The 12,954-nt window shown below is 67.5% G+C and carries 14 protein-coding genes; 1 reads left to right on the top strand and 13 read right to left on the bottom strand.

What is annotated here, in order from left to right; genetic code table 11:
• The 3 genes from nrfD to fdh all read right to left on the bottom strand — a co-directional run.
• Positions 1-359: NrfD/PsrC family molybdoenzyme membrane anchor subunit (gene nrfD, locus ELR45_RS36875; RefSeq protein WP_420813821.1), on the bottom strand; the 359-nt coding region annotated here is incomplete at its 3' end.
• A gap of 108 nt (positions 360-467) precedes the next feature.
• Entirely contained in the window at positions 468-1,412 is a 945-nt protein-coding gene (locus ELR45_RS04420) for a 4Fe-4S dicluster domain-containing protein (protein WP_129663776.1), read from the bottom strand.
• Positions 1,409-4,687, bottom strand: a complete 3,279-nt coding sequence (gene fdh / locus ELR45_RS04415; RefSeq protein ID WP_276320639.1) for a formate dehydrogenase — start codon at positions 4,685-4,687, stop codon at positions 1,409-1,411. Before fdh ends, ELR45_RS04420 begins: the two co-directional genes overlap by 4 nt.
• A gap of 198 nt (positions 4,688-4,885) precedes the next feature.
• Between fdh and ELR45_RS04405 the strand changes: the two genes are divergently transcribed.
• The gene (locus tag ELR45_RS04405) at positions 4,886-5,224 is read left to right on the top strand and encodes a DUF3140 domain-containing protein (RefSeq protein ID WP_129663769.1); all 339 of its coding nucleotides are present in this window, start codon (positions 4,886-4,888) and stop codon (positions 5,222-5,224) included.
• An 18-nt stretch (positions 5,225-5,242) separates the two neighbouring features.
• On the opposite strand, the gene ELR45_RS04400 is transcribed toward ELR45_RS04405, so the two are convergent.
• The 10 genes from ELR45_RS04400 to mbhE all read right to left on the bottom strand — a co-directional run.
• Positions 5,243-6,274 (bottom strand): TerC/Alx family metal homeostasis membrane protein, encoded by a 1,032-nt coding sequence (locus ELR45_RS04400; protein ID WP_129663767.1) that lies wholly within the window; start codon positions 6,272-6,274, stop codon positions 5,243-5,245.
• 878 nt (positions 6,275-7,152) lie between these two features.
• Positions 7,153-7,644 (bottom strand): DUF6098 family protein, encoded by a 492-nt coding sequence (locus tag ELR45_RS42475; protein ID WP_420813820.1) that lies wholly within the window; start codon positions 7,642-7,644, stop codon positions 7,153-7,155.
• Between the two features lie 235 nt (positions 7,645-7,879).
• The gene (locus tag ELR45_RS04395; protein ID WP_129663765.1) at positions 7,880-8,440 is read right to left on the bottom strand and encodes a hemerythrin domain-containing protein; all 561 of its coding nucleotides are present in this window, start codon (positions 8,438-8,440) and stop codon (positions 7,880-7,882) included.
• Between the two features lie 161 nt (positions 8,441-8,601).
• The gene (gene mnhG / locus ELR45_RS04390; RefSeq protein WP_129663763.1) at positions 8,602-8,970 is read right to left on the bottom strand and encodes a monovalent cation/H(+) antiporter subunit G; all 369 of its coding nucleotides are present in this window, start codon (positions 8,968-8,970) and stop codon (positions 8,602-8,604) included.
• The gene (locus ELR45_RS04385) at positions 8,967-9,230 is read right to left on the bottom strand and encodes an MrpF/PhaF family protein (RefSeq protein WP_129663761.1); all 264 of its coding nucleotides are present in this window, start codon (positions 9,228-9,230) and stop codon (positions 8,967-8,969) included. Before ELR45_RS04385 ends, mnhG begins: the two co-directional genes overlap by 4 nt.
• Positions 9,227-9,760 (bottom strand): Na+/H+ antiporter subunit E, encoded by a 534-nt coding sequence (locus tag ELR45_RS04380; RefSeq protein WP_129663759.1) that lies wholly within the window; start codon positions 9,758-9,760, stop codon positions 9,227-9,229. Before ELR45_RS04380 ends, ELR45_RS04385 begins: the two co-directional genes overlap by 4 nt.
• On the bottom strand, positions 9,757-11,292 hold the full coding sequence (locus ELR45_RS04375; RefSeq protein WP_129663757.1) for a proton-conducting transporter transmembrane domain-containing protein: 1,536 nt from the start codon (positions 11,290-11,292) through the stop codon (positions 9,757-9,759). The genes ELR45_RS04380 and ELR45_RS04375 overlap by 4 nt, the downstream gene beginning before the upstream one ends.
• Positions 11,289-11,651: an NADH-quinone oxidoreductase subunit K gene (locus ELR45_RS04370; RefSeq protein WP_165367472.1), complete on the bottom strand. Its 363-nt coding sequence runs from the start codon at positions 11,649-11,651 to the stop codon at positions 11,289-11,291. Before ELR45_RS04370 ends, ELR45_RS04375 begins: the two co-directional genes overlap by 4 nt.
• Positions 11,648-12,196 carry an MnhB domain-containing protein gene (locus ELR45_RS04365; RefSeq protein ID WP_129663753.1) on the bottom strand — a complete coding sequence of 183 codons (549 nt, stop codon included), beginning with the start codon at positions 12,194-12,196 and terminating at the stop codon, positions 11,648-11,650. Before ELR45_RS04365 ends, ELR45_RS04370 begins: the two co-directional genes overlap by 4 nt.
• Positions 12,193-12,954, bottom strand: a 762-nt coding sequence (mbhE, locus tag ELR45_RS36870) for a hydrogen gas-evolving membrane-bound hydrogenase subunit E (protein WP_205855928.1), incomplete at its 5' end; no start/stop codon positions are given. The genes mbhE and ELR45_RS04365, both read right to left, overlap by 4 nt.

Raw genomic sequence — 12,954 nt, 5'->3', positions numbered from 1 at the left:
CCGGTCACCGTCGATGCGGCCGCGGCCCCGGAGAGGGTGCCGAACGACGCCAGCAGCCACGAGCCCATGCTCAACGGCGACGTCGGCTTGAACACCCGCAGCATGTTCAGGAACCGCTCCGGCCGGCCGAGATCGTGGATCAACGCCACCGTCCCCCCGGCCGCACCGGCCGCAGCCGCCAGGCAGCCGACCCGCGCCAGCCGTGGCCGTCCGGACATATCTCCTAGGGCGGCCATCGCCGACGACGCGCCGGCCAGGCCACCGAGGAAGAAGTACGCGGGCACGTCGGGGTTCTTCCACGTCGGAGGTTTGATGATCGGGCGGCCGTAATAGGACTGGAACTCGGCGCGCGGCACCATGGCCTGCTCACCGCCACGCCGCGCCGTCGTCCGTGGCACGCGGTCCTCCCTCTCTCGTCGTCGCCCACCATCTCCTCGTCGCCGAGGGTGATCGTCGTGCGTTGTCGCTCACCGTCTACTACCCACAAAGGCGGCGATCACCGTGGCGGCCGCGGTGAGTCCGGCGGCCGCCGCGTGCTTCCACATCGACGGCAGGTCTCGCGTCGTCACCACCGGGTCCGGCGGCAGCCCGTACACCTCCGGCTCGTCCAGCAGAAGGAAGAACGCGCCGTCGCCGCCCACGCCGTCGTCCGGGCTCTCGCCGTACAGACGGGCCTCCTCGACACCGGCACCGCGCAGCTCCTCAACCCGCTGCTGACCGCGTTCGCGCAGCTCATCCAACGGTCCGAACTGAATCGAGTCGGTCGGGCAGGCCTTGGCGCAGGCCGGCTCCATGCCGTCGGAGAGACGGTCGTAGCATAGCGTGCACTTCCAGGCGCGGCCGTCATCGGGACGGACGTCGAGCACGCCGTACGGGCATGCGGGCACGCAGTAGCCGCAGCCGTTGCAGATGTCTTCCTGCACCACCACAGTGCCGAACTCGGTGCGGAACAGCGAGCCGGTGGGGCAGACGTCGAGGCAGGCGGCATGCGTGCAGTGTTTGCAGACGTCGGACATCATCAGCCACTGCATGTCCCGCCCGGGCTCCTCGGTCTCCTGCCCGCCGGGAGGTGCCGCGGACAGTCCTGCGGAACCGTCCCCGGGGGCGCCGCCGGGTGGCCCGTTCCCCGGCATACCGAGGTCCACCAGCTCCCGGCGTGGCGCCGCCTTCTCGATGAACGCGACGTGCCGCCAGGTGTTCGCACCGAGGTCGCCGGTGTTGTCGTACGACGTGCCGAGCAGGTCCATGCCCTCCTCGGGCACCAGGTTCCATTCCTTGCAAGCGACCTCGCACGCCTTGCAGCCGATGCAGACGCTGGTGTCGGTGAGGAACCCCACTCGGGGCGGATGGTCGTCCGGGTACCCCGCCTGCCAGGTGACGTCGTCGACGGGTCCGTACAGCTGGTTGGTCATGCGCTCGCCGTCCCTTCTGTGCCCGTCCACCGGGTGTCACCGGCCTGTTCGGCGATCCCGGCCCGGGCACGGTAGTCGGCGACGAGCCGTGGGAGGTCAACTCCGCGTGGACGCCGACCGGGGACGACGTCGCAGGTCGCGGCCTTGGACTCCTGAATGTTGACGTTCGGGTCCAGCACGGCCGGGAGCAGCTCGTTGCCGGCGTCGCCGGTGGACAGGCCGTTCGGTCCCCAGTGGTACGGCACCCCGACCTGATGCACCGTCCGGCCCTGGACCTGTAGCGGCCGAATGCGCTCGGTGACCAGGACCCGCGCCTCGACCGCCGCGCGCGCGGTGACGATCGTCGCCCACCCGCCGTTCTGCAGACCACGCTGTTCAGCCAGATCCGGCGAGACTTCGCAGAAGAACTCGGGCTGCAGCTCGGAGAGGTAGGGCAGGAACCGGCTCATGCCGCCGGCCGTGTGATGCTCGGTCAGCCGGTAGGTGGTGAACACGTACGGGAAGACGTCCGAGCCGGAGGGCTGGTACGGGTTGGCCGGATGGCGGTAGAGCCGCCGGGCAGGGTTGGCCTGCTGGCCGTAGAGCAGGTTGCCGACGGGCGACTCCTCCGGCTCGTAGTGCGTCGGCAGCGGCCCGTCCAGCAGTCCGGTCGGCACGTAGAGCCATGCCTTGCCGTCGGTCTGCATGATGAACGCGTCCGTGCCGGCGAGCGCGTGTTGTGCCTTCGCACCCTCCTCCGGCTGGAAGTCCGGAGGCTTCGTGGCCTCGAAGTCGGGTGTGTCGTGGCCGGTCCATCTCTGTTGCCCGGCGTCCCACCAGACATAGGCCTTCCGGTCACTCCACGGCCGCCCGTCCGGGTCGGCGGAGGCCCGGTTGTAGATGATCCGGCGATTGTCCGGCCAGGCCCAGGCCCATTCCGGCGCCACCCAGGACTGCTCGGAACCGGGCTTGCGGCGCGCCGTCTGGTTCACACCGTCCTTGTAACAGCCGCAGTAGATCCAGCAGCCGCAGGACGTCGATCCGTCGTCGGCGAGCTGGGTGTAGGACGAGAGCGGGGAGCCATCCGGGCCGAACCCGTTGATCTCGCGCAGCACCGCCTCCGCGCTCGGCTCCTCGTGTTCGCGCTCCGTCGGGTACTGCCAGGTCAGCTCCAGCACGGGCCGGTCGCGCGGGTCCGTCGAGGTGGCCAGCTTCTGCCGGATCCGGCGGCCGAGGTGGTAGTAGAACCACAGGTCGCTGCGGCGGTCCCCCTCCGGTTCGACAGCCTTGTGGTGCCACTGCAGCAGACGCTGAGTGTTGGTGAAGGTACCGTCCTTCTCGGTGTGCGCGGCGGCCGGGAGGAAGAACACCTCGGTACCGATCCGCTCGGTCTCGAGCTCGCCGGTCTCCAGCTCGGGCGCGTTCTGCCAGAACGTCGCGGTCTCGATCATCTGCAGGTCGCGCACGACGAGCCACTCGAGGTTGGCCAGGCCCAGCCGCTGCAGCTTGGCGTTGGCCGACCCGACGGCCGGGTTCTCTCCGATCACGAAGTACCCCTTGACCTTGCCGGCGACCTGGTCGAGCACGGTTCGATAGGTGCCGTGGTCACCGGTGACACGCGGCAGGTAGCCGAAGCAGAAGTCGTTGTCCTCGGTGGCATGCGGGCCCCACCAGGCCTTGAGCAGGCTGACCGTGTACGCCTTCATGTTCCCCCAGAACCCGGTACTGCCGGCGTCGGCCTCGACGAACTCGTCCAACGTCTCGTCGTGGCGTGCATGCGGAACCGGGATGTAGCCGGGGAGAAGGTTGAACAGCGTGGGGATGTCGGTCGAGCCCTGGATCGAGGCGTGCCCGCGCAGTGCGAGGATGCCGCCTCCGGGCCGGCCGATGTTCCCCAGCAGCAGTTGCAGGATCGCTGCCGTGCGGATGTACTGGACCCCGACGGTGTGCTGCGTCCACCCGACGGAGTACACCCATGCTGTTGTCTTGTCCCGCCCGGAGCTGCGCGTCACCGCATGCGCCACCTGGAGGAACTGCTCCTTGGACAGGCCGCATATCTGCTCCACCGCCTCCGGTGTGTAGCGCGCGAAATGCCGCTTGAGGATCTGGAACACGCAGCGTGGGTCCTGCAGCGTCGGATCGCGATACGGCTTACCGGCGACGGGTGGTCCGCCCGAACCGGCCTCCTCGCCGGCGCCGGCACCGGCTTCCTCGGCTGCGGCCGAGCGATCGACATCGGGTTTGGGCATGTCCCGGTGCCCGGCCGCAGCGGTGGCGCGTGCGCCCTGGTAGGCCCACGTCAGCGGGTCGTACGTCATGCTCTCCTCGTCGTATCCGGAGAACAGCCCGTCGAGGTCCTCGGTGTCCTGGAACTCCTCGTCGATGATCGCCGCAGCGTTCGTGTACTGCACGACGTACTCGCGGAAGTCGAGCTCGTTGGAGAGCACGTAGTTGATCAACCCGCCGAGGAAGGCGATGTCGGCGCCGGCGCGCAACGGCGCGTGCAGGTCCGCGAGGGCGCTGGTGCGGGTGAACCGAGGATCGACGTGGATCACGGTGGCGCCGCGCTGCTTCGCCTCCATCACCCATTGGAACCCGACCGGGTGGCACTCGGCCATGTTGGACCCCTGGATCACGATGCAATCGGAGTTCTGCAGGTCCTGCTGGAAGGTGGTGGCGCCGCCGCGCCCGAACGAGGTCCCCAGACCGGGGACGGTGGAGGAGTGTCAAATACGCGCCTGGTTCTCGATCTGTATCGCGCCGAGAGCTGTGTAGAGCTTCTTGATGAGGTAGTTCTCCTCGTTGTCCAGGGTCGCCCCGCCCAGATGCGAGATGCCCATGGTCCGGTTGAGGAACCGCCCGTGCTCGTCCGTGTCCTGCCAGGTGCGACGGCGGGTGCTGATGACCCGGTCGGCGATCATGTCGAGTGCGGTATCGAGGTCGAGGTCTTCCCACTCGGTGCCGTACGGCCGTCTATAGCGCACCGTGGTCTCGCGCGTAGGGGAGTTGACCAGCTGCTCGCTGGCGGCGCCCTTCGGGCACAGCCGCCCGCGCGAGATGGGACTGTCCTCGTCGCCCTCTATCTGGGTGACGTGACCGTCGTCGACGTAGATGTTCTGCCCACAGCCGACGGCGCAGTACGGACAGATCGACTTCACCACCTTGTTCGCGGTGGCTGTCCGCGGCATCAGGCCGGCACTGCGCTGCGACATGCTCGCGGACCCACGTCCCAGCGGGTCGGAACCGGTGAGCTGGCGGTATACCGGCCAATGGTCGAGCCACGTCTTCAGCCCCACGGTGTGTCACCTCCGCGCATGGTTGCGCTTCGCACCTCGTTCCGGTTTCGTGCTCGTGCGGTACCCCGTACATCGAGATCCATACGTCACTCCTGCCTCTTCCGCCGGTTGGGCGGCAGCCCTGGCCGGTAGGGCGTGAGCCGCAGCCTGGGCGGGTACAGATCGCGGGCAAGGCGTCGACGGAGGGAAGGATTCGCCATGGCACGCACATCCCTCGAGGTGGAAGAGCTCTGGGAACGCTTTCACCAGGTGGTGAACATGACGTCGCAGGAGCTGACGGCGTGGTTGGGCACCGAGCCCGGCCTGTCCCCGCCCAAGCCCGGTGGCCCCGCGCCGCCCCCGCTCGGCCGGGGCGTCGTCGAGATCCTTGGCAAGCGGCGAACGGATGTCACCAACGACGATTTCAACACCATGGAGAAGGTCATCGAGATCGTGGAAAACGAGACCGACGGGTTGACCAAGGAGGACGTTGTCAACGACGAGCGCAGGCGGCACCGGCTGATGAACGTCGGCCACGACCCGCTTCGCGAACGCTAGCCCGCTTCGTGAACGCTGTTAGTCGCCCCGATCCGGCGTGTGATCGTGGTCGTCCTTGCCGGCTGTGGTGCGGTGTGCTCGCAAGGAGCCGGAGTGCGCCTTCACTCCCGGTTGGCGCTTGGTCTTGAGCAGGCTGGCTACGATCACGATGGCGAGTACAACGACGATGACGGCGAGGCTGAGCAGGGTGGGAATCTCCGGGACACGGTCGTCGATGTCGACGTGTGCCCAATGCAGGATCAGCTTGAGACCGATGAACGCCAGAATGAGCGAGAGCCCGGTGGAGAGGTACACCAGACGGTCCAGCAGACCCTTCACCAGAAAATACAGGGCCCGCAGCCCGAGCAGCGCGAACGCGTTCGCTGTGAAGACAATGTAGGGCTCCTCGGTGATGCCGAAGACCGCTGGGATGGAGTCCAGCGCGAACAGCAGGTCGACGCTGCCGATCGCCAGCAGCACGATCACCAGCGGGGTGACCATCCGGCGCCCATCGATCCGGGCGACCAGCTTTCCCCCTACGTATTCAGGGGTGACCGGAAGAACACGCCGCGCCAACTTGACAGTGGTGTTGTCCTCAATGTCCGGATCTTCGTCTCGATGCCGAAACAGTTGCACGGCCGTGTAGACGAGCAGCAGTCCGAACAGCAGGAACATGAACGAGAACAGGGACAGTAGTGTGGCCCCGACGGCGATGAAGATCGCTCGCATGATCAGCGCGAGCACGATACCGAAGGTCAACACCATGTGTTGGTGTTCCTCCGGAACGGCGAACGTGGTCATGATGATGACGAAGACGAAGAGGTTGTCGACAGAGAGGCTCTTCTCGACGATGTAGCCGGTGAAGTACTCCGTGCCGAAATCACCGCCGTGCTGGGCCGTGAACCACACGCCGAACAGGACCGCGACGAGGATGTAGAACACCGACCAGGCCGTCGCCTCGCGGAAACCCACCCTGTGTGGCCGGAGGGCCGCGAATGCCAGGTCGATCGCCAGCAGCACGACGATCAGGCCGATCGTCGTCGTCCAGGTCAGAATACTGATGTCGAGCACGCTGCCACGCCACCCGGTGTACGGCGTCGTCAGCCGAGATGGTCGAGCATCGTCGGGGCGACGACGCCGTACACCTCCGACTCCTCGCGGAGGCGGGCGCGCCAAACGTCGTACCTGTGGCTTCCAGGCTGTGGCATGGTCGATACTCCCGGGTCGGCTGCCGATCGGCCAATGGTGCGTACCGCGGCGGATACCCTGGGCATTCCGTGTCAAACGCCGTGCTCGCCGACTGGAGAGTCGAAGACCGGGTATTGGTGCAGACGTGCGAACGTCGCAGGAGGTGTGGAGGCGATGGCCAAAAAGAAGCGTCGAAGGTGGCATGGGAAGGCGCCCGGAGGTAAGCAGGTGTCGGCTCGAAAAGCACGTGAACAGCTTGCTGAACATACAAGCGAGCAGATGGCCAGCGCGGCGGACAGCCTTCGATCGCTCGCCGAGGAGCTTCGGTCCATGGCACGTGATTTCCGGACTGCGGGGGACGTAGCGGAAGCGGGGCAGCGACCGACGCAGGGTGGGTTCATGGAGAACGTGAGGGCGTCCGTGCGTAACCGGCCCGGCGCCGTTCTCACCTGTGCTGTCGGTGCGAGCGTCGTGGCAGTCTGGTGTGCCCGCCGCGTGACCAGAGGACGCCGGAACGGAACTTCTGAGCGTTCCTCGCCGGCTGGTGGATCGACAGCGACAGCGACGGCGGCCTCGGGTCTGGCCGTATCCGTGCCCGACGAATCCGCCACCATGCCTATTGGCTCACAGAAGAGCCCGGTCGATCCGCGCGTCTCGCCCACCAGCGGTCCCACACCACCATAGGGTTTGTGACGCCGAGCAGACGGCCCCCTGAGGCAACGACCGCTGAATCAACGATCGCCGAATCAGCGACCGCCTTCTCAATCGGCGACGGAGTGGTGGTGCGACCTGGAACGTGACGGGACGTGGCGGCAATAGGCGTCGACGCGGCGGGCGGCATAGATGACCGCCGAAGCGATTTCTGCGATGGGGCGTATGCGATTCATGTCAAGGATGAGTTCGCCATCGCGCCAACGTCCTGTCACCTGACCCGGCAGAAGCCAGAGACTTCCGGACGCGTTCTCATCGTTCGTCGGATAGCTGCATATGCGGTGGGCCACCCATTCGGTCACGCTTCCGGTCCAGCCGGATTTGGGTGCGATCGGAGCCACGGCAAGCCTGAGCGAGTGCATGTTGGACCCGCTGAGTTCGTCGTATCGCAGGCCGTCCGAGTAATGCAGGTAAATGCGCGGCCGACATGTGACCAGAGTCGCGAGCGCGTCAAGATCGTCGATCACGGGTACTGGGCGTGCCCGGCTCCCTTGCCGGGGGGTCGTCGCTGACGATACGGCTTCGCAGCTGCTTCCCGACATTCGAGGCAGGGAATTCATTGTTCTGGCTACCCCTTCGCCTTTTCGCAAGCTCATCGTCAGAGGCACAAATAGCATCGTGGCATTTATTACCCGATGCCCAGCCTGGTAGTTATTATGAATCGAAATTTTCAATTGCCGACCCCGTGCATTCGAGATACCCATCCGTACAGTTATCTCGGACGGCACGGATGGGAATGGGACATTGGCCGGCCGTCGATCGCTGACACCTGGCGGATCACCCGGTCTGCCGGCCGGACAACGCGTCGCGTATCCGGTCGATGAGGCCCGCTCCGGGAGCGAGGATCTTGTTCATCGGTGGCGTGTCCGGTGCGCTGGGATGCGGGCGAGTGGGCGCGACCCGCTTGGCACGTTCCACCTGCTCACCGAGGCGGATCAGTTCGTCTTGCGGGCACGTCTCGGCGAGCCGGGGCAGCGCCTCGTTCTCCTCTTCCTCGATGTGGTGGCGGACGTCGGAGATCAACGCGTTGAGCTTCTCTTGGAAACTCGCATCGGCCACGTCCAGCGATTCCAGCTCCTTCATGACTTCCTCAGCTTCGGCGTGCTCGGAGATCTCCTCGTCGACGAGGTCGTCGCCGTTCGCCAGGTGTTGCCGCATGGCCGGGTAGAGGTACTGCTCTTCGGCGACCGAGTGACGCACGAGTTCGGCGATGATCTGGTCCGTGAGGTTTCGGCGATCCGTCGCGTCCGTCGCTGCCTCAACCTGTTTGAACAGTTCCTCCACCTCGCGGTGGTCCTGGACGATGACGTCGACGACGGTCGAGCTCTGCTGGGCCATGGTGCCTCCTGACGGGACCAAATGGCGGCTGGACGCCGCACGGGTCCGGAGCTACCCAGCACAAGCTCCGGTAAACCTGTGCTAGGCCGTTGCGCTGGCTCCGCCAGCCGGTGACGCCGTGCCATGAGTCACCTTGCTGTTGGCCGCTGCGCCGAGGCTTGTCAGCCGGATTCCTCGGGTGGGCTCTCGGCTCGGCCGGAGATCCGATGCTCCTGCAGGTCGTCCGCCACCATGAGATCGTCGCGGATGTCGCCGGACCGGTACGCGGCGCGGCCGACGAGCTGCGCCAGCACCGGAGCGGTGACGATCTGGAAGAGCGCGACGATCAGCAGCTGGAAGGCCTCCTCGGTCCCGGCGAGCAGGACCCCCACGCCGGCGAGCACCAGCAGCAGCCCCGGAACCTGCAATTTCGTCGCCGCCTGTAGCCGTCCTCCGACATCCGGGAAACGCACGAGACCGAATGCCCCGAAGACGGAGAACAGCGCTCCGGTGAGCAGGAAGACCGAGCTCACGATCTCAGCGAACGTCATGGGTGTTCCTCCTCGCCCCAGAGCCGCACGGCCATCAGGCTGCCGACGAAGCCCAGCAGGGACACGACGACGAGCAACATGATGGCGGAACCTTCTCCACGCGCCGCTTCCAGCACGGCGATGCCGCTCACGGTGACGATCACGAAGCCGTCGAACGCGACGATCCGGTCCCAGGTCGTCGGGCCCGCGACCATCCGGACCAAGGCGAGCAGAGCCGCGATGACGAGCAGCGTGCCCGTGATGATGAAGACCACGCTCATGTGTCAGTCCTCCGAGGTGTCCGGCGGTCTACCGCGGAGAAGAGGCCGATCGTCTGCTCCGCGATCCGGACCGCGTGCCGTTCTTTACGTCTGGCGTCGTCGACGTCGCGGACCGGGACGATGTAGACGTAGAGGGTGTTCTCCTCCTGGTCGAGGTCGATGACCAGCGTGCCGGGGACGATCGAGATCCGGTTGGCGACGACCGTCGTCTCGACGTCCGAGATCGGCGGGAGGGAGACCGCCACCACTGCCGCGTACGGGGTCTGTCTCGACAGCGCCGCGAACGCCACTTCGACGCTCGAGAGCACCACGTCGGTGACGAGACCGGCAAGCGCGGCAGGGAACCGCCGCCACCGCGGGCGCATCCCGACCGGCAGGACCGGGATCCGGGCCGCGGCGAGGGCCAGCGCGGCCACGACGACCCCGGACACGACCACGGCCGGGGTCAGACGTCCCCAGAGCAGGCACCACAGGATCAGCAGCCACGTGCCGAGCAGCACGCGGTCGCCGATGTGCCGCCGCCAGATCATGACGCACCTCCGAGGTCGCCGAGGACCGACTGTTGGTACGGCGTGCGCGCGGTCAGGTCGTCGGCTGCCCGGCTGGTGACCGCGGCAAGCGGCTGGGCGGCGACGGCCAGAGCGATCCCTGCGGACACCACCACGGTGGTGGCCCCGTACATCAGTCGCATGGAACCTCGGCTCCCCGTGTGGATGGCGTCGCCGTCCGGCTCCTTCTGGTCGGCAGGCGGAGCGCCCCAGTAGACCTGCACGAAGATCCGGCCCATGGCGGCAAGGGTCAGCAGCGCGGCGACGATGGCCACGGCGGCGACGACGAACGCCCACGCCGTCCCGTCGGCGACCGCGGCCTGGAGCAGAGCCAGCTTCGCGACGAACCCGGCGAGCGGCGGGACGCTGCCGAAGTTCAGCGCCGCGAGCAGGATCAGACCGGAGAGGGCCGGCACGGCGGCGCTCGCCCGGCCGAGGCCGAGCAACGAGCTGCTGCCGCGTCGTCGTTGTGCGAGGTCGATCACGAGGAACAGTCCGGCCTGTGCCGTCATGTGGTGGACCAGGTAGATGATGCTGCCTCGCAGGCCGTCGGCGGTCGCCAGCGCCAGTCCGAACACCATGTAGCCGATGTGTCCGACCAGGAGGAAGCAGAGCAGCCGGTTCGCGTCCGCCTGCACCAGCCCGCCGACGACGCCGACCAGCATGGTGGCGCCGGCGAGAACCAGCAGCAGCGGCCACGGCTCGTCGCGCGGGAAGAGCAGCGTCTGGGTGCGGATCAGCGCATACACGGCGATCTTGGTGAGCAGAGCCGCGAACAGGGCGGTGATCGGGGCCGGAGCGCTGGGATAGCTGTCCGGCAGCCACATGTGCAGGGGCACCACTGCTGCCTTGGTGGCCAGGACGAGCAGGAGCATCAACTGCAGGACGTGGCGGACCGCCGGTGGCACCTCCGCGAGCACGATGGACAGGTCCGCGAGGTTCACCGTTCCGGTCACGGCGTAGAACAGCGCCACAGTGGTGAGTAGCCCCATCGACGCGCCCAGGCTGACCACGATGTAGGTCGCCCCGAGCCGGACCCGTTCCGATGTGGCGCCGAGCGTGATCAGTACGTACGACGACGCCAGCATGACCTCCAGCCCGACGAACAGGTTGAACAGGTCACCGCTGAGCAGTGCCATGTCGATGCCGGCGACCAGGGCCAGGTACGTCGGATGGAACACGGAGGGCACATGCTCGGCGCGATCCTCGGCCGACCCCTGCCCAATGGCGTAGAGGAAGATCGCCAGGCAGATGGCGAGTGCGATCGTCAGCACCAGCGCGGAGAGCCGGTCGGCCACCAGGGTGATGCCGGCCGGGGCGTCCCAGCCGCCGACCCGGGCGACCACCGGACCGGAGCTGTCCGCTGTGGCGAGCAGCATCGCCGCGACGGTGAGCGCACCGGTCAGAACCACGGCGCCGAGTAACCGCTGGAGCCAGGGCCAGCGGCCCAGCAGCAGTGAGATCGCCGAGCCCAGCAGGGGGCCCAGCACCAGAACCGGAACGGCCGCGCTCATTTCGGTTCGCCTTTGTGCGGAAGGGTCGAGCGCGGATCACTGGCATGCAGGTCGTCGCCGTGCAGCACGATCGCGCGATAGACCAGGCCGAGCAACAGCGCCGTCGTACCGAACGTGATGACCACCGCGGTGATCGCCATCGCCTGTGGGAGTGGGTCGGACGCTTCACCGGCCGGTGTGCCGGTGTGCGGCACCGGACCGGCTTCGCCCCCGGCCATCAGCAGAAGCAGGTTCGCGCCGTGCCCGATCAGGATGAAGCCGAGCACCACGCGGAGCAGGGCGCGCTGCAGTATCAGGTAGCTTCCGCATGCATAGAGCACACCGATGGTGAGCGAGAGGGACAGGTTGGTGGCGTTCACGGTTCGTCCTCCTCGGCTGGCTCCTGGTCCTGCGGTGTGGTGCCGGGTCCCAGCACCCGCAGCACGTCCACCACCAGACCGGTGACGAGCACGGTGACTCCGACGTCGAAGACCATCGCGGTCGAGGCCTCGAGATGTCCCACCACAGGTAGGTCGATGGACCACGTCGTGCTGGACAGCGCTCCGTCGCCGGCGATCTCTCCGATGAGTCCGTAGCCGGCCATGGTGGCGAGCCCGGCGCCGAGAAGTCCTGCCGGGTTGACCGGCATGGCGGCGCCGAACTCGTGCGGGCCGCCGGCAAGGAACCGCAGCGACAGGCCGGCACCGATCAAAAGTCCCGCAGGGAAACCTCCGCCGCTGCGGACCTCGCCCGCGACGACCAGATAGGCGGCCACGACCAGCACGCTCGGATAGAGCACCCGTGTGATCACTTCCAGCAGCACAGACCGGCGAGCGAGTGGCTGGTGGTGGGCCGCCGGGAGCAGCCGCGGTCTCGGGCTTTGGTGCCCGGGCGGGGCCTCGGTGTGTTCCGGTCGGTCGGTCATCGTCGTTCCTCGTCACTCGGGCGTGGCGGCCCGCCGGTCCGGCGGCGGACCAGCACGAGGCTGACCACACCGGTGGCGGTCACCGTCAGGACGGTGACCTCGCCGATGGTGTCCAGCGCTCGGACGTCGGTCAGCACGGTGTTCACGACGTTCGATGCGCCCGACTCCTCGGTGGCGGTGAAGAAGTCGCCGGCCACCCGCGATGGTGTGTGAGTGGACGTGGCGGCCAGCGCGATGAGTGTGGTCGCTGCTCCGACACCTACGGCTACCGCGGTGCGGGCGCCCTGTCGTATCCGCGGGGACGCCGCCGCATGCTCCGAACCGCGGCGTAGCACGAGCAGGATGATCAGCAGCACCAGCGTCTCGACGAGTACCTGGGTCAGCGCCAGCTCGGGTGCGCCGTGGATGGCGAAGAGCACGGCGACGAGGTATCCGGCTGTCGAGACGAGCAGGATGGCGGTGAGCCGGTGCCGGGTCACGGCGGCGGCGACGCAGGCGACGATCGTGGCGGCGCCGACCAGGCCTTGGGACGCCCGGTCCCATGGCCGCACCGAGGCGAACGCCACGTCGTCGCCCAGGAGGACGACGGCAGGCGTGACCAGGACTCCGACCAGCATGACGGCGACGTACAGCGGAAGCGAACCGGTGTGCGTCGAGGCGACGCCGTGGCGGACGGCAGCGGTCACCGCGGCGCTCGACCGGGCGGCCAGGCCGGACAGCCCCGCGGCCTCCCCGAGGTTTCGAGCCCGGGGCACGAG

The sequence above is a fragment of the Phytoactinopolyspora endophytica genome, from assembly GCF_004138495.1.
Classification (GTDB): Bacteria; Actinomycetota; Actinomycetes; order Jiangellales; family Jiangellaceae; genus Phytoactinopolyspora; species Phytoactinopolyspora endophytica.
Note: the sequence above shows the minus strand (reverse complement) of the source record. Positions and strands in the feature narration are given on the sequence as shown.

Coding starts and splice junctions, on each gene's coding strand:
- mnhG (WP_129663763.1), bottom strand. CDS start 8,970: ATGACGTTCGCTGAGATCGTGAGCTCGGTCTTCCTGCTCACCGGAGCG.
- ELR45_RS04395 (WP_129663765.1), bottom strand. CDS start 8,440: ATGGCCCAGCAGAGCTCGACCGTCGTCGACGTCATCGTCCAGGACCAC.
- ELR45_RS04380 (WP_129663759.1), bottom strand. CDS start 9,760: ATGATCTGGCGGCGGCACATCGGCGACCGCGTGCTGCTCGGCACGTGG.
- ELR45_RS04385 (WP_129663761.1), bottom strand. CDS start 9,230: ATGAGCGTGGTCTTCATCATCACGGGCACGCTGCTCGTCATCGCGGCT.
- ELR45_RS42475 (WP_420813820.1), bottom strand. CDS start 7,644: ATGTCGGGAAGCAGCTGCGAAGCCGTATCGTCAGCGACGACCCCCCGG.
- ELR45_RS04365 (WP_129663753.1), bottom strand. CDS start 12,196: ATGACCGACCGACCGGAACACACCGAGGCCCCGCCCGGGCACCAAAGC.
- ELR45_RS04375 (WP_129663757.1), bottom strand. CDS start 11,292: ATGAGCGCGGCCGTTCCGGTTCTGGTGCTGGGCCCCCTGCTGGGCTCG.
- ELR45_RS04405 (WP_129663769.1), top strand. CDS start 4,886: ATGGCACGCACATCCCTCGAGGTGGAAGAGCTCTGGGAACGCTTTCAC.
- ELR45_RS04420 (WP_129663776.1), bottom strand. CDS start 1,412: ATGACCAACCAGCTGTACGGACCCGTCGACGACGTCACCTGGCAGGCG.